We start from the raw sequence: 14,209 nt of genomic DNA on the forward strand, positions 1-14,209 counted from the left end.
GGGCGGCGCTCACGCGGTCGAGCGCCCGCCGGCACCCCAGCTCAGCTGCGGTTCAGGCAGCTGCTGAGCGATTCCTTCTGGATGCTGCACTCCTCGTCGTACTTCGCGGGATCGCAGCTGTCCTCGGCGTGGTTGCGACACTCGAGGTACGACTCCCACGCGTCGTGACAACCAGCCTCCTCGGCGGCCTCCGTATCGGCGCTGCACATCGCGAGGCAGCTCTGCTCCGTCGCGGCGCCCCCCGGGCACTCCACGGCTTGCTCACAGAGCTCAGGGCACCCCTCCTCGCCGTGCTCGTCGCCGCAGCCCAGGGCGACGAGGGCGAGCACCATGATTGTCATCACCTTCATCGGCCCACCGTATCACGAGCGCGACGCCGCGCGCCGGCGCCGTCCAGGTGGACGCCAGTGGGCAGCCGCCAGGGCGGCGCGCCGGCGCTCTCCGGCGACCGCTCCCGGAGCGGCGCAGCTCAAGGCAGCAGCCGGGAGAGGAGGCTCCACTTCGCCGAACGACCGGACTTCATGGCGAGGACCGTGGTCACGCCGATCACCCCCGCCGTGAGGGCGATGTTGAGCGGCCCCATGACGCCGAGGAGCCGCTGCAGCGCCGGGGCCTTCGCGCGCGGTCGCGGCGCCGGCGCTTCACCCTCCTTGAGGAGAGGCATTCCGCCGTCGGGCGCCTCTTCGCGCATCTGCTGTCCGCCCAGCATGCTGGCGACGCTCGTGGCCAGCGTCGCGCCCAGGAGGAGGTCCTTCAAGCGCACCAGATCGCGGGTCTCACGGTCGATCGATCGCCCCGAGATCACCGTCCGCCCGATGAACCAGGTGGCCGCGGCGGTGCCGAGCGAGATCGCGCTGACGAGGTTGTACCGCTGCCATGCGTCAGAGAGCACCTTGCCCCGCTCGGCCTCGGAATGGATGTCCTTGACCGCCTGGCGCAACGCCAGCCGGCCAAAGAGGGGGCCACCGAACCCCGCGGCCAGACCGAGCTCATGCAGCACCCATGCAGACGTCGAGAGTGTAGCCATGTCGTTCCACCTCGTCGCGACGCGCAAGCAAGATCGTGCCCAGGGCTTGACTGCGCGCCTGGATCCAGGCCGTCGCCGGCGCGCCGCCTCGGCAGCGCGCCGGCGTCCGCGAGGTCGGGCCCGGCCCCGAGGAGAACGGCGTTTGCCCGGCGCCAGGTCACGTCGGCAGGTGCGTCGCGCCGCCGCGCAGCACGTCATTCCCGCGAGCGCCGCTGAACTCTCGTCCGGCGGATGAGCCACGCTCGTCGACGAGCGCGGCGGCGGCGGGGCGGAGCACGTCGGCCACGGCCTGCCGCCGCAGCCGGTGGAGCTCGCCTTCGGCGAGGAACCCGTGGGAGGGCGGGAGATCGCGGTCCGCCATGCCCGGCGCTCCGGCGCCCACCTGGTCGAGCGCGCGCGCGAAGGCCGCGGCGACGCGCCCTCGAAGGCGCGCGCCGCCCGTCGTGACGGCCCAGCGGACGAACGCCCAGGCGAGCTCCGCGTGGCGCGCCTCGTCGCGCGCGATCGCCTGGAGCGCCATGCGCACCGCCGGCGGCTGCGCCGCCTGCGCGGCGACCTCCGCCTCGATGGCCGAGAGGGTCTCTCCGACGCAGCCCTCCACGACGGTCGCCAGGGTGAGGGCCTCGAGCGAGCCGAGGTCGTCGAGCGCGCCGTGCAGGGGCAGCGGGCCGACGCCCACCGGCTCCCCCGCGTACGCCGAGGCGATCGCGAGCGCGACGCGCGCGTGCCGCACCTCGTCGAGCGCCGCGCGGTGCGCCGCTTCGAGCAGCTGGGGAGGCGCGCCCTGCGCCATCAGCGCGAGCGCGAAGCGGCCGAAGGAGGCGACCGAGGCGTGCTCGTTCTGGCCACGCTCGGCCCAGCGCCGGGCGAGCTCGCGGCGCTCCGCGGGCGCGAGCGCGCTCAGGTCGGCGTCGGCGAGCGCGCGCTCGAAGCGCCGCGCGTCGGTCTGCGACCACGCGCTCGGGGCGTGCGCGAGCGGCGCGACGCGGGGCTCGCCCCGGACCAGGAGGGGGCGCCCTTCACAGGAGATGGAACCGACGAGGTAGCAGCAGCGCGCCGGATCCGAGGCCTTTCGGTTCGCGTAGGGGCCCTGGATCCACCCGGCCGCGCCCTCGCCCTCGGCGCTGCACGTGCACGTCCCCGAGCCGGGCGGCAGGTCGTCGAGGTGCGGCGCCGCCTCGGAGGCCGCAGGGCAGGCGCCGCCGACCGGCGCCGTGCAGTGCACCTCGTAACAGCACTGGCCGTAATAGCCACCGTCGTGAAACGGTCCAACGCAGGTCGGATCCGGATGGGGATCGAGCGGCGCCGAGGCGTCAGGAGGATCGACTTCGCCACCTCCGCCGGCCCCCGATGTCGCGCCTCCCGTCGAGCTCGAGCCGGAGCTCACCCCCGATGCCGCGCCTCCCGTCGAGCTCGAGCCGGAGCTCACCCCCGATGCCGCGCCTTTAGGCGCGCTGGAGCTGGGGCCGGACTCGACGTGCGTGCCGCAGCCCGACACCAGCGCAAGGCTCGCGCCCCACTGGGACGCGACCAGGATTCGAAGCAGGAACTTTCGCATGGACGGCGACAAGCAAGGCATGTACCGGGCGAACACCCGTGGTTTCGACCACCGTGCGAGCCCGCCGTGCCAGCGTGTGCCATCGCCCTGCCGCCAGGCATGCAGCCTCGGCCCACGCTGCCGGTCGACTTTCCATCCGGCCGCGGTCCTGGATACCGGGTCTCGATGTCACCAAACCACCCGGCCCGCCGGACAGATCTGGAGCGGTGCGAGGGTGCGTCCGTACCGATGAGGCCTCATGCGGATCGTTCTCGATAGCTCCGTCGCCATCGCCTCGATGAAGCCTGCAGAGCCCGGGCACGCGGACGCGATCGCCTTTCTCGAGCGCGCCCGCGCCGCCGTGGCCGCGGGCGCGGCGCGCGTGCTCGCGCCGCCCGAGCTATGGCTGGAGGTGTACGTCGCAGAGCAGCGGCTCACGATGTCGCGGCGGGCCGCGCCCGCGGCCACGAGCCCGCTGGGAGGCCTCGCGATCGAGCTGGTCGCGCCCGAGGACGCGGGCGCCATCACGGAGTTCCTCGCCCAGCTGACGAGGCGCATGCGGGGCCGCAGGCCCTTCGCCAACGCGACCGACCTCGTGTACCTGTGGGCCGCCCGCCGCGCGGATGCGACCGTGGTGACGCTCGACGAAGGGCTCCTCAAGTACCACGGTGTCGTCTGCGATGTGACAAGGCCACAGCACGTTCGGCTCGAATTCGGATAACGCATTGCAGCGAGCTGCAATGCGCTTCACGCTACCTGCCGCCCCAGAAACGTCGAAAAACAGCAATTTTGGACGGCCACGGCGCAAGTTTACACTCCGCGCATATGCACTTGTCGCACCCGGCGAGGGCGGCTATCCCTGAGCGTCGCAGCGGAGCGCGCGGAGCTCGCGAGCCTGAGCTGCGCGGCGAGGCGCATGCGAAGTACATCGCTTATTTCACCGGTCCTCCCGGTGAGCTTGGCCCTTTTGACCACCCTGGCTGCGTCGCAGGCCCACGCCCGCCGCGCCGGGACGGCGGTGGAGGGGTGCAACGGCTGCCACACCGGCGGCGCGGTGCCGGATATCACCATCGACTATAGCCCGAAGAACCCGGCGGCCGGCGAGACGGTGACTCTGCAAGTGCAGATCCGGTCTGCCAACATCAACGCCGGGGGCATCTATCTCCTCACCGAAACAGGCCGGCTCTCCCCCATCAACGGTCAAGGCACCAAGCTCATCGACGAGCACCAGCTCGTCCACGACGCGCCGAAGCGGGCGAGCGGCGGGGTCGTCCGCTTCGACGCGCAGTGGATCGCGCCGGGCGCGCCGGGCGGGGTCGTCGTCCAGGTGTGGGCCCTCGCGGCCAACGGCGACAACAGCCCCCGCGGAGACGGCGCTTCGTCCGCCGACACCGCGTTTGCCTACGGATGCACCGGGACGACGTATTACCTCGATCGCGACGCCGACGGGTACGGCGACTCCAGCGTGCCCAGGGTCGATTGCACCCGGCCGGCCGATCACGCCGACCGCGGCGGCGATTGCGACGACTACAGCGTCAACATCCATCCCGATCAGGAAGAGGCGTGCAACGAGATCGACGACGACTGCGACGGCGAGATCGACGAGAACCTCGAGGTCACAACGCAGTATGAAGACGCCGACGGCGACGGCTACGGCTCGTTCTTCGGCGCGACCGTCATGGCGAAGTGTCCCCCCGAGGGGTACGCGCCGAGCTCCAACGACTGCAACGACAGGTCCCCCGACGTCCACCCGGACGCGCCCGAGATATGCAATCTCGCCGACGACGACTGCGATGGCCGGATCGACGAGGGCGTGCGCGAGGTGTGCGGCGTCGGGATGTGCGCGCGGGAAGCGACCGCGTGCACCCCCGGGTCGTGCACGCCCGGCGAACCGAGCCCCGAGGTGTGCAACGCGCTCGACGACGACTGCGACGGCGAGGTCGACGAGGACCCGGGCCTCTGCGCGCCCGGCGAGGGCTGCCCGAGCGGCACGTGCAGCAGCGGGACCGGCGGCGGCACGGCCGTGGGCGCTGGCAGCGCCGGGAGCGTCGGAAGCGCCGGAAGCGCCGGAAGCGCCGGCGGCGCGGTTGCCTCTGCAGGCTCCGCGGGCGGCGGCGCGCCGGACGAGGGAGGAGCGGACAGCGGCGGTTGCGCCATCGACGCCGGCGCCCCTCGCGGCGGGTCTCCGTGGCGGCTGCTGACGCTCGTCTCGCCGTTCGCCCTCCTCGCGTTGCGGCGCCTGCGGAAGAGTGGCCCCCTAGGGTAAGCCTTCCTTGCAGGCGTCGAGCGCCGGGGTCACTCGTCTTCGAAGGCGTGCCGCCGGAGCTCCGCGTCGATCCGCACCACCGACCGGGCATGCGCGCGGCGCGCGTCGGCAAACAGGGCCGGGTGAGCGCAGACCGCGAGGATCTCGAGCGACTCCACGATGCGGGGACCTGGGCGATTGAAGAAGGCGTTGCCGTCAGCGATGTACACGCGGCCTTGCGCCACGGCCCGATACGTCGCCCAGGGCAGCACACGGGGGAGGAGAGCGAGCTCATCGAGCGTGCGCTCGAGGGTGAAGCCGCACGGCTTGATCATCACCACGTCGGGATCGAGCGCGGCGAGCGCGGCCGGCGAGAGCGTGGGCGCGTGAGCACCGGGAGGCCAGCCAGCCCCTCGGGGAAGTCGCACTCGTGCGAGACACCGACGAGCTCGCCCTGGGCGCCCAGCGCGCAGACGATCTCGGTCGCGGACGGCAGCAGGGAGGCGGTGCGCATGCGCCGTATTCTATCTCCTGGCGATCCCCGCGGGGCGCGGCGCGCACAATGCTCGCGAAGACAGGAGGTCCCCATGAGACTGCAAGGCAAGATCGCGCTGGTCACAGGGAGCAGCCGGGGCATCGGCCGCAGCATCGCTGTCCGGTTCGCCCGGGAAGGCGCCGACGTGGCGCTCACGTACCACAAGAGCAAGGAGGGTGCCGAGGAAGCCCTGGCAGAGGTCGAGGCTGCAGGAAGGCGAGGTCATCTGTTCGCCGTCGACGTCGCCTCCGTCCAGAGCGTGCAAGGGCTCATCCAGGAGGCCGTCGCGCGCTTCGGCCGGCTGGACGTGCTGGTCAACAATGCCGGGCTGGAGAAGCGGGCGCCGTTCTGGGAGGTGACCGAGGAGGACTACGATGACGTCATGAACACCAACCTCAAAGCGGTGTTCTTCGGGAGCCAGGCGATGGTCCGTCACCTGCGCGAGGCGCGGCGGCCCGGCAAGATCATCAACATCAGCTCGGTTCACGAGGATCTCCCGTTTCCCCACTTCGCGTCGTACTGCGCCAGCAAGGGCGGCGTCCGCATGCTCACGCGCACGCTCGCCGTGGAGCTGCGCGGCGCCGGGATCACCGTGAACGCCATCGCGCCGGGCGCGATCGAGACGGAGATCAACGCCGCTCTGCTCAAGGATCGCGACAAGCTGAGCGCGCTGCTCGACCAGATCCCGCTGGGCCGCCTGGGAAAGCCGGAGGACGTGGCCGGGATCGCCGTGTTCCTCGCCTCGGCAGACGCCGATTACGTGACCGGCTCGACCTACTTCGTCGATGGCGGGCTGACCTGGAACTACGAGGAGCAATAGGCGGGCACGGCCCCTCGCCGAGGAGCGGCGTCGTTCGACAGCCTGAGTCGAGAAAAGTTTCCGACAGAATGCAATGCGGCGCGAGCGACCTGCCGCTGCGACGCCTCGGCGCGGAACATCGATTGCGCAGGCGCACCCCGCCGCGGCGCCTCGCGTTTTTGCGGCGCGCGGCCGGCTCGTTGTGGCACCATGCGCGGATGACGGAGCTCAAGACCTATACAGGTGGCTGTCACTGCGGGAAGGTTCGCTACGAGGTCAACGTGGACCTGAGCGCTCCCGTGGTCATGTGCAACTGCTCGCGCTGTTCGAAGCTGGGCGCGATGCTGGCCTTCGCGCCGGTGGACCAGCTCACGCTCAAGGAGGGTGGCGACGTTCTCACCGATTACCAGTTCCACAAGAAGGTCATTCACCATGTGTTCTGCTCGGTCTGCGGCGTCGAGTCGTTCGCGCGGGGAGTCGGCCCCAACGGACAGGAGATGTGCGCCATCAACGTCCGCTGCCTGGACGACGTCGATATCGACGCGCTCAAGATCATGAAATTCGACGGGAAGAGCCTGTAGTCGCGCCCCGGCTGGCCGGGGCCGCGGCGGCCGCGGCCAGCCCACCGGGCCAGGGGCCCGGACGGCGGGGCCGCGGCCGACCACCGCCGGCCCTGCGCCCGTGCTCGCGCACCTGGCCAATCCGCGGGCGCGGGCCCGGGCGACACGGGTAGACTGGGCGCCCGATGTCGATCGATCGAGCAAGCGCGCTCCTGGCCTCGGCCCGCTCAGCCCTCTTCATCACCGGCGCGGGGGTCTCCGCGGCCTCTGGCATCCCCACCTACCGCGGGATCGGAGGGCTCTACAGCGAGAAGGCGACCGACGAGGGGATGGCCATCGAGGAGGCGCTCTCGGGCGAGATGTTCCAGCGGCGCCCCGAGGTCACGTGGAAGTACGTCCACCAGATCGAGCGCGCGTGCCGCGGCGCGCGGCTCAACGCAGCGCACGCGGCGATCGCCCGGTTCGAGCGCCGCCTCGCGCGCTGCTGGGTGCTCACCCAGAACGTCGACGGGTTTCACCGCGGCGCAGGCTCCACGAACGTCATCGACATCCACGGAGATCTCCACCGCATCCTCTGCACAGGCTGCCCGTACGAGGCGCACGTCGACGATTACGCGGAGCTCGCCCCGTGCCCGCGCTGCCCGGCGTGCGCCGCCGTGCTCAGGCCCGATGTCGTCCTCTTCGGGGAGATGCTCCCCCTGGAGAAGGTCGAGATCCTCCGGCGGGAGCTCGCGCGGGGCTTCGACGTGGTCGTCTCGATCGGGACGTCGAGCCTGTTCCCCTACATCACGAGGCCGGTCCTGGAGGCCGCGCACTCCGGGGTTCCGACCATCGAGATCAACCCGGCGCTCACCGCGATCTCCACCGCCGTTTCGGTGCGGCTCCCGATGCGCGCCGTCGAGGCGCTGGAGGGGATCCTCTCCCGCATCGAGCCCGGCGGCTGACCGGCTCCGCGTTCCGCGCGCTGCGTGGCTCGCGCAGTCGGTCACCCCGAGGGACGAGCACTGCCGTCCGGAGCCGCAAGGCATCACGCCAAACGCACCCGGAGCCTCCCCTGGATCACAACTCAATCGCTCGCGGAGGGCGCGAGCGGCACCTTGAGATAAACGCGATTGACGTCGATGACGACGCCGACCGACTCGAGCTCGAGCTGCGTGCCGGGGCCCAGGATCGACAGCAGCCATCGGCCGTCCGGCTGCCGCTGGAAGTGCTCGATGCGCACCTCCTTCTGGGAGACGAGCACATACTCCGCGATCGAGGGGACGCTCCGGTACTGCGCGAACTTGTCGCCGCGATCGTAGGCCTCCGACGAATCGGAGAGCACCTCGACGATGACGTTCGGGTTGAGGAGCGTGTCGAGCTCTGCGTCCTCGAACACGGGATCGCCACAGACGACGGACGCGTCGGGATACACATAGCGCCCCGTGGGCGTGATCCTGACACGCATGTCGGAGGTGTGGACCTCGCAGGCGCGATCGAGCAGCGCATTGCCGAGCTCGCGCTGGATGTTCCCGGCCAGCAGGCTGTGCGCCCGGGTGCAGCCCGACATCGCGAAAATCTCGCCGTTCGCGTACTCGTGCTTCTGCTCGGAAGCCCGCTCGAACGCGAGGTACTCCGCGGGCGAGAGCCCGGTGCGCCTGGCAGGATGTCCCATTTCACGGACAGCTTAGGCCATCCGCCCCTCGGGGGCGAGGCGCCCGGCCTGCCGCCCGCAACGCGCCCCGGCGCGCCCTCCCCTACTCCCCGGCTCCCCCTACGCCCCTACGCCTCTACGCCTCTACGCCCCTACCCTGATTCCGCCGCCGCCCCGGGCGGCGCGGCCGGCTCGGCCTTCTTCGGCTGCTTCTTCCGGCGGCTCTCCAGCCACGCCCTGCGCTTCTCCACCCACTTGGCGAGATCCTTCGCCAGCCAGCCGCCCTTCTGCCGCCCCACGATCTCCCGCAGCAGCAGCGCGGCCTGGCCGTGGCCGATGCGCATCGCGAACAGGTCGTCCATCACGATCTTCGCCCACCGCGTCCGGCGCACCGAGTCCATGTGATCGACGAACTGCTCTACCCGGAGCAGCACCTTCGTCCCGACCCCCGTCTTGCCCGTCACCACGAGCGCCGCCGTCTTCTCCTTGTCGAGCGCCTCGAGCCTGCGGATCGCCCCGTCGATCAGGTTCGCGTGCTCCGCCCACCCGGCGCCCCCCTGCGCCTTCGCCGCGCGCGTCGCGGCGAGCGCCTCGCGCAGATCGATCAGGCCGAAATCCGAGTACGACAGGAAGAACGTCAGCACCTCGCGCCGCGCCGACGCGCTGCTCTGCATCCGCTCGATCGCCGTCCTCACGCGATCCATCGAGAGCCACCGGTAGACGAAGTCGAGCCCGGTCCCCTTGATGTTCTGCGACCCCATCAGCCGCGCGTCGAACCCCGGCGGGATCTCGCGCGTGATGAAGTCGATCACCTTGTCCCCCTTCGCGTCGGCGTTCCACAGGACCGCGATGCGCTCGAGGCACAGCTCGCGGAACGCCGCGCGGAACGCCTGGTTGGCCTCGGCGTCCGCGCCCCGCGACAGCGCCGCCTCCACCTCCGCGCGCGCCTTGTCGCGGCGGGCGAGCCGGCGCGACAGCCGCGCCGCGTGGTGGACGATGTCCGGGCGGATGTCGTCCTCGCCCGCCGGCGGCGCGTGCGCCTCCAGCGCCTGCTTCACCGCCGCCTCGATCGCCTCGGGCTCCCCCTTCTTCCCCAGAACCCCGGGGCCGCCCACGATCGCCGCCGCCGCCGCCTCGTCGATCGCCGGCAGCGCGCGCAGCATCCGGGTGAGATCCTCCTCGAAGGCGCCCGCCCGCGCCGGGACGCCCACCTTCTTCATCTGCTCGTCGAACCGCTCGAGCGCGCGCTCCTTGCCCCCGTCGCCCGTGATCACCATGTCCCGGAGCCGCGCGTCGAGCCCCTCCGTGATGAACTGCATCATCCCGCCGAGGTTCGAGTTGATCAGCACCACGTGATCGACCCCGATGTCCTCCACGATGATCTGCGCGAACACGCGCGACCGCGCGACCCGGTCGGCGCGGTTGTTCACCACCATCACCGTCGCCTTGCCGGGCGTCGCGTCCATGTCGTGCTTGTCGAACGCGAGCCGCGTCCAGTTCGACATGAACCCGGCGCGCTCGTTCGCGCTCATCCCGTTCGAGAACGTCAGCTTCCGCCCCCGGTACTGCACCGTCGGGTACGTCTTCAGGACGCCGAGATCGAGGATCACGTGATCCGCGATCTCGACCAGCGCGAACTCGCGATCGACGCCGAAATGGTCCGCGAGCGCCAGCACCAGCGCCACGTTGCGCGGGTGCTCCTGGTACGGGAGCCGATCGAGGAGGTCGACCGGCAGGAGGTCCGCGTCGATCGGCGGGATCGCGACGAGGTTCGTCCCCTTCCGCTGCGCCTGGTCCTTGAGCAGCGGGAGCATCTGCTCCTCCGTCGTGAACGACAGGCCGTCCGTGGGCATGAAGCGCGCGATCACCCGGGCGACGTCCTCGCCCCCGGGGCCCTGGATGTCCTCGTGATCCGGGTAGGCGTTCGTCAGCGTCGTGATCTCGTCGCGCATCCACTCGGAGCAGAGCGTGTCCACGAAGAGCGGCTGGAGCGCCATGCACTCCCACAGGAACACCTGGGCGCGGAGGTTCCGCCCGGCCGTGAGGATGTTCCGCTGCTCCCAGATCGTGGCCTTGTCGTACGGGCGATAGATGAAGATCTCCTGCGCCGGCAGGTCGCGCATGGCGTGGATGAACATCGCCTCGCAGCCGGTCGTCTTCACGACGACGTCGTAGCGGAGCGCGTGGAACAGCGCGGCCTTGAGCCGCTCCGAGCCGCTCTTGCCGCGCGTGCCCCAGCCGCCGATCGTGAGCGGGATGCCCCGGCGGGCGCGCTCGATCTGCGTCATGATCCACGCGGCCCGCAGCACCATGTACGCGAGGACGAGGAACACGATCCACGCGAGCTGCGTCGGGACGTTGCCCGCCGGCGAGACGAGGTACGAGAAGAAGCCGTCGATCCAGACCGGCACCGACGGGCCGGCGAGCCAGTCGCGGCCGCTCTGGAGCAAAGGCGGCAGCGCGACCGCGAGGTACTTGCCCGGCAGGTGCGGCTCGATCGCGTACGGGCGGCCCTCGACCTCGCCCCCTGTGTCGCCGAGCGCGACCGTGAAGCCGAGCTCGCCCGTCATCAGCGTGAACTTCTTCTGCTCGGCCGGCTCCTGCGCCACGAGCGCGCGCATGCGGGCCTGGGCGTAGCGGTCGTAGCGCAGCGTGAGCAGGGCGCGGGCGCGCAGCCGGTGCGCGAGCTTGGCCGGGCCGCGCACCGTGACCGTGCCGCGCGCCGTGATGAGGCGGATCTCGCGCTGGGTCAGGCTGGCGGCGGCGAGCAGGTCGTCGATGCGGGGGACGAACGGCCCCCAGCCGCCGACGGGCGGGTAGACGTGGCGCTCGCCCGGCACGCGCGTCGGCGTGACCTCCGCCATGCCGACCGGCGGCGCGACGAGCTCGCCCGCGAAGAGGCGGCCGTTCGTGTGGATCCACCCCTTGCGCTTGTCCGGCATCGGCGTGCGCATCTCGTGGATGAGCCGCCAGAGGCGGAAGCCGCGCGGCTCGCCGCGCGTGAGCAGGTACCGTCCCCGGCCGCGGCGCCGCAGCGCGTACGTCATGTCGCCGCGCGACGCGACCGCGAGCGCGCGCTCGACGTCCCGGGGCTCGGCGTCGGCCGGGAGCTCGACCGGCGCGCTCTCGCCCTCCAGGAGCTCCGACGCGGCGGCGAGGAGCGTCTGGCGGATGTGCTCGGCGACCGGGCGGCTCTCGACCTCGAGCAGCCGCAGCGCGGCGGCGGCCTCGTCCGACAGGTCCGGCGAGATCGCCGGGCGGCTCGCGAACTCGGCGAGCAGCTCGACGAAGGTCCCCGGCGGCAGCGGGGCGTAGGGCCCGGCGCAGAGCGTGCGCACCGCCTCGAGGGCCGCGCGGGACGCGAGCGGCGGGCCGGGCTTCGCGAGGGCGAACCGGACGGCGCGCTCGGCGAACGGTGCGGCGTCCGCCTGGTCGGTCGCGTGCCGCGAGAGCTCCCGCAGGGCGTACCCGCGGACGCGAGGCGACCCGTCGCCCTCGGCGATCTCGACGAGCGCCGTGAGGGCCTCCGCGCCGCCGAGCTCGACGAGCTGGCGAACGAGCTCCTGGCGGACGTGCTCGCTCGGGTCGTCGCGGGCGAGCAGCGCGATGGCGAGCGGGTCCGCGCCCGCGGGCGCCGCGCGGGCAGGCGGCGCGCCGGCGGCGGGATCGGCGCTGAGCCGGGGCGCCGAGTCGGGCGCGGGCGTGTCGGGCGGCCCTTCGCCCTCGGCGCCCTCGCGGGCGCCTCCGGACGCGGCGGCGGCCTCCGGCGCGATGCTCGACCGGCTGGCGCGGCTGGCCTGCGCGCCGCTCCAGCGGCGCGGGTCCCCCGCCGCGCCGGCGAGGCGCGCCGCGCGGTCGAGCGGGATCACCGGGGCGGACGGGCGCGCCGCCGCGCCAAGGAGGCGCAGGGCGTTGCGGCGGAGGATGGGGCCGTCCTTGTCGGCGGCGTCCCGCGCGCGCAGGCGCTCGGCCAGCAGGGAGAACGCCTCGTCGGGGAACAGGAGGACGCCGATCTCGAGGGCGGCGATCTGCACCCAACGGGACGCGTTGACCCCGCGCGACCACGCCAGCGCGGAGCGGGCCGCGTCGAGGCCGAGGTGGCCGAGCCGCTCGCGCGCCGGGAGGCGGTGCAGGAGGGCGACGGCGGCGAGCAGCGCGGCCCGGCGGACGGGCGCGGGGCGGCTCGGCTCGGCGTGCGCCATGGCGAGCCGGAGGACGCCGCCGTCGCGGGCGACGTGCACCGCGTCGGACGGGTCGTCGAGGTGCTTCGCGAGGTGGGTGAGGGCGTGGTACGCGACCTCGATCTCGTCGAGGCGGTCGGCGATGGCGGTGGCGAAGCGCTCCTGGGCCGCCTCGAGGTCGAGGTTGCGTCCGAGCGCCGAGAGGTCGCCGGCCTGCTCGACGCGCGCGGCGACCCAGCCGAGCAGGGAGGCGGCGCCGCTCGTCCCGCGCTGCTCGCGCTCTCGCGCCCAGACGCGGAGCTGCCGGGCGAGGAGCTCGCGCCGCTCGGCGGGGGTGGCGGCCGACTGGTAGGCCAGCACGAGCGCGGACTCGGCGCTGCGCAGCCGGTCGACCTCGGCGGCCGCGCCGTCGGCGCACCGGGCGAGCGCGGCGAGCAGCGCGGGCCTCGGGTGCTCCTCGTCGCCCAGGTCGGCCGTGACGCGGGCGACGACCGTGGCGATGGCGCGCGGGCGCAGGCGCACCTCGATCTGGGGGAGGCTGTCCTCGATGACCTCCGCGATCGATCGCGGCGCGGAGACCCAGGAGTCAGGCGCCTCGCGCGAGCTCACGGCGCCTCCGCGAGCGCGCGACGGCGAAGGGCACGCGCACGAGGGCGGAGGCGGCCTTGCGTCGGGGAGCGAGGGGCACCGTGCGGCGAGACCATCGGCGGGCGAGCAGCGTACACCGTCGCGCGGAGCTGTCGCGAGCCGCCGCTCGCGCGATCTTCGCTCCCCTCGCCTTCCCGCGGGCGGGCGGGCGGGCGGGCGGACGGCGCCTGTTCAGAGCGAGCTCTCGGCGAACGTGTCGCAGTCCTCGACGCGGCCGCCCTGCATGCCGCGCTTGAACCAGGCGACCCGCTGCGCCGACGAGCCGTGCGTCCACGTCTCCGGGTTGACCCTGCCGGTCGCGGCCTTCTGCAGCCGGTCGTCGCCGATGGCGGACGCGGCCCGGAGGGCCTCCTCGACGTCGCCCGCCTCGAGCAGGTCGCGCTTCTGCGTGGAGTGGGACCACACGCCGGCGAAGCAGTCCGCCTGGAGCTCCATCTTCACGGAGAGCGCGTTCTTCTCGCCGGGGCGCGCGGCCTGCAGCTGGCGCAGGCGGCGCTCGGTCCCGAGCACGTTCTGCACGTGGTGGCCGATCTCGTGGGCGAGCACGTACGCCTGGGCGAAGTCGCCTGGCGCGCCGAACCGCGCCTTGAGCTCGCGGTAGAAGCCGAGGTCGATGTACGCCGTCCGGTCCGCCGGGCAGTAGAACGGGCCCATCGCCGACTCGCCGATACCGCAGCCCGACCTCACGGAGTCGGTGAACACCGTCAGCACGGGCGCCGGATAGCGCTGCCCCGTCCGGCTGAACACCTGCGTCCACACGGCCTCGGTGTCATCGAGGACGAAGGAGACGAAGTCGACGAGCCGCTCCTCCTCGGGCGAGCTCGAGCGCCCGCTCTGCGCGCCGGGGATCGCGGCGCCCTGACCGAGCCCCGACAGGAGATCCTTCCCGAAGACCAGCGAGAGCACGAGCAGGATCACCGTCCCGCCCACACCGAGCTTCGCTCCGCCGGATGCGCCGCGGAGGTCTCGGAGGTTCTCACTGCGTTTCCCAGGTGTCCAGCGCATGGCCAGCGCATGTATAGCGTGGACTGCGCATCGGGTGGT

Annotated in this window: 13 protein-coding genes; 5 read left to right on the plus strand and 8 right to left on the minus strand. The window is 72.4% G+C overall.

Annotation, left to right across the window (positions count from 1 at the left end; genetic code table 11):
* Positions 1-41: 41 nt before the first annotated feature.
* The 3 genes from WMF27_RS37045 to WMF27_RS37055 all read right to left on the minus strand — a co-directional run bounded on the left by WMF27_RS37045 (position 42) and on the right by WMF27_RS37055 (position 2,414).
* Positions 42-350 carry a hypothetical protein gene (locus WMF27_RS37045; protein ID WP_437764167.1) on the minus strand — a complete coding sequence of 103 codons (309 nt, stop codon included), beginning with the start codon at positions 348-350 and terminating at the stop codon, positions 42-44.
* 119 nt (positions 351-469) lie between these two features.
* Positions 470-1,027, minus strand: a complete 558-nt coding sequence (locus WMF27_RS37050; RefSeq protein WP_437764166.1) for a hypothetical protein — start codon at positions 1,025-1,027, stop codon at positions 470-472.
* A gap of 157 nt (positions 1,028-1,184) precedes the next feature.
* Complete coding sequence (locus WMF27_RS37055) at positions 1,185-2,414, minus strand: hypothetical protein (protein WP_437764165.1); 1,230 nt, start codon at positions 2,412-2,414, stop codon at positions 1,185-1,187.
* 409 nt (positions 2,415-2,823) lie between these two features.
* Between WMF27_RS37055 and WMF27_RS37060 the strand changes: the two genes are divergently transcribed.
* Entirely contained in the window at positions 2,824-3,285 is a 462-nt protein-coding gene (locus tag WMF27_RS37060; protein WP_437764164.1) for a PIN domain-containing protein, read from the plus strand.
* A 246-nt stretch (positions 3,286-3,531) separates the two neighbouring features.
* Positions 3,532-4,830, plus strand: coding sequence for a putative metal-binding motif-containing protein (locus tag WMF27_RS37065; RefSeq protein ID WP_437764163.1), 1,299 nt, complete (start codon positions 3,532-3,534; stop codon positions 4,828-4,830).
* A 29-nt stretch (positions 4,831-4,859) separates the two neighbouring features.
* Here WMF27_RS37065 and WMF27_RS37070 read toward each other — a convergent pair whose 3' ends face one another.
* Both WMF27_RS37070 and WMF27_RS37075 read right to left on the minus strand, forming a co-directional pair.
* On the minus strand, positions 4,860-5,144 hold the full coding sequence (locus WMF27_RS37070) for a hypothetical protein (RefSeq protein WP_437764162.1): 285 nt from the start codon (positions 5,142-5,144) through the stop codon (positions 4,860-4,862).
* Positions 5,144-5,323, minus strand: coding sequence for a hypothetical protein (locus WMF27_RS37075; protein WP_437764161.1), 180 nt, complete (start codon positions 5,321-5,323; stop codon positions 5,144-5,146). The genes WMF27_RS37070 and WMF27_RS37075 overlap by 1 nt, the downstream gene beginning before the upstream one ends.
* Positions 5,324-5,396: 73 nt before the next feature.
* On the opposite strand from WMF27_RS37075, the gene WMF27_RS37080 reads away from it, so the two are divergent.
* The 3 genes from WMF27_RS37080 (at position 5,397) to WMF27_RS37090 (ending at position 7,647) form a co-directional block, all read left to right on the plus strand.
* Positions 5,397-6,164 (plus strand): SDR family NAD(P)-dependent oxidoreductase, encoded by a 768-nt coding sequence (locus tag WMF27_RS37080; RefSeq protein ID WP_437764160.1) that lies wholly within the window; start codon positions 5,397-5,399, stop codon positions 6,162-6,164.
* A 197-nt stretch (positions 6,165-6,361) separates the two neighbouring features.
* Positions 6,362-6,724: a GFA family protein gene (locus WMF27_RS37085; protein WP_437764159.1), complete on the plus strand. Its 363-nt coding sequence runs from the start codon at positions 6,362-6,364 to the stop codon at positions 6,722-6,724.
* A gap of 164 nt (positions 6,725-6,888) precedes the next feature.
* Positions 6,889-7,647, plus strand: a complete 759-nt coding sequence (locus tag WMF27_RS37090; protein WP_437764158.1) for an NAD-dependent deacylase — start codon at positions 6,889-6,891, stop codon at positions 7,645-7,647.
* A gap of 122 nt (positions 7,648-7,769) precedes the next feature.
* On the opposite strand, the gene WMF27_RS37095 is transcribed toward WMF27_RS37090, so the two are convergent.
* The 3 genes from WMF27_RS37095 to ypfJ form a co-directional block, all read right to left on the minus strand.
* Positions 7,770-8,357, minus strand: a complete 588-nt coding sequence (locus WMF27_RS37095) for a Uma2 family endonuclease (RefSeq protein ID WP_437764157.1) — start codon at positions 8,355-8,357, stop codon at positions 7,770-7,772.
* Between the two features lie 131 nt (positions 8,358-8,488).
* Positions 8,489-13,126 carry a capsule biosynthesis protein CapB gene (locus WMF27_RS37100; RefSeq protein WP_437764156.1) on the minus strand — a complete coding sequence of 1,546 codons (4,638 nt, stop codon included), beginning with the start codon at positions 13,124-13,126 and terminating at the stop codon, positions 8,489-8,491.
* 210 nt (positions 13,127-13,336) lie between these two features.
* On the minus strand, positions 13,337-14,170 hold the full coding sequence (gene ypfJ / locus WMF27_RS37105) for a KPN_02809 family neutral zinc metallopeptidase (RefSeq protein ID WP_437764155.1): 834 nt from the start codon (positions 14,168-14,170) through the stop codon (positions 13,337-13,339).
* Between the last annotated feature and the right edge of the window lie 39 nt (positions 14,171-14,209).

Source organism: Sorangium sp. So ce281, assembly GCF_051527395.1.
Taxonomy (GTDB): domain Bacteria; phylum Myxococcota_A; class Polyangia; order Polyangiales; family Polyangiaceae; genus Sorangium; species Sorangium cellulosum_B.

Coding starts and splice junctions, on each gene's coding strand:
- WMF27_RS37085 (WP_437764159.1), top strand. CDS start 6,362: ATGACGGAGCTCAAGACCTATACAGGTGGCTGTCACTGCGGGAAGGTT.
- WMF27_RS37075 (WP_437764161.1), bottom strand. CDS start 5,323: ATGCGCACCGCCTCCCTGCTGCCGTCCGCGACCGAGATCGTCTGCGCG.
- WMF27_RS37060 (WP_437764164.1), top strand. CDS start 2,824: ATGCGGATCGTTCTCGATAGCTCCGTCGCCATCGCCTCGATGAAGCCT.
- ypfJ (WP_437764155.1), bottom strand. CDS start 14,170: ATGCGCTGGACACCTGGGAAACGCAGTGAGAACCTCCGAGACCTCCGC.
- WMF27_RS37095 (WP_437764157.1), bottom strand. CDS start 8,357: ATGGGACATCCTGCCAGGCGCACCGGGCTCTCGCCCGCGGAGTACCTC.
- WMF27_RS37070 (WP_437764162.1), bottom strand. CDS start 5,144: ATGATCAAGCCGTGCGGCTTCACCCTCGAGCGCACGCTCGATGAGCTC.
- WMF27_RS37080 (WP_437764160.1), top strand. CDS start 5,397: ATGAGACTGCAAGGCAAGATCGCGCTGGTCACAGGGAGCAGCCGGGGC.
- WMF27_RS37045 (WP_437764167.1), bottom strand. CDS start 350: ATGAAGGTGATGACAATCATGGTGCTCGCCCTCGTCGCCCTGGGCTGC.
- WMF27_RS37050 (WP_437764166.1), bottom strand. CDS start 1,027: ATGGCTACACTCTCGACGTCTGCATGGGTGCTGCATGAGCTCGGTCTG.
- WMF27_RS37090 (WP_437764158.1), top strand. CDS start 6,889: ATGTCGATCGATCGAGCAAGCGCGCTCCTGGCCTCGGCCCGCTCAGCC.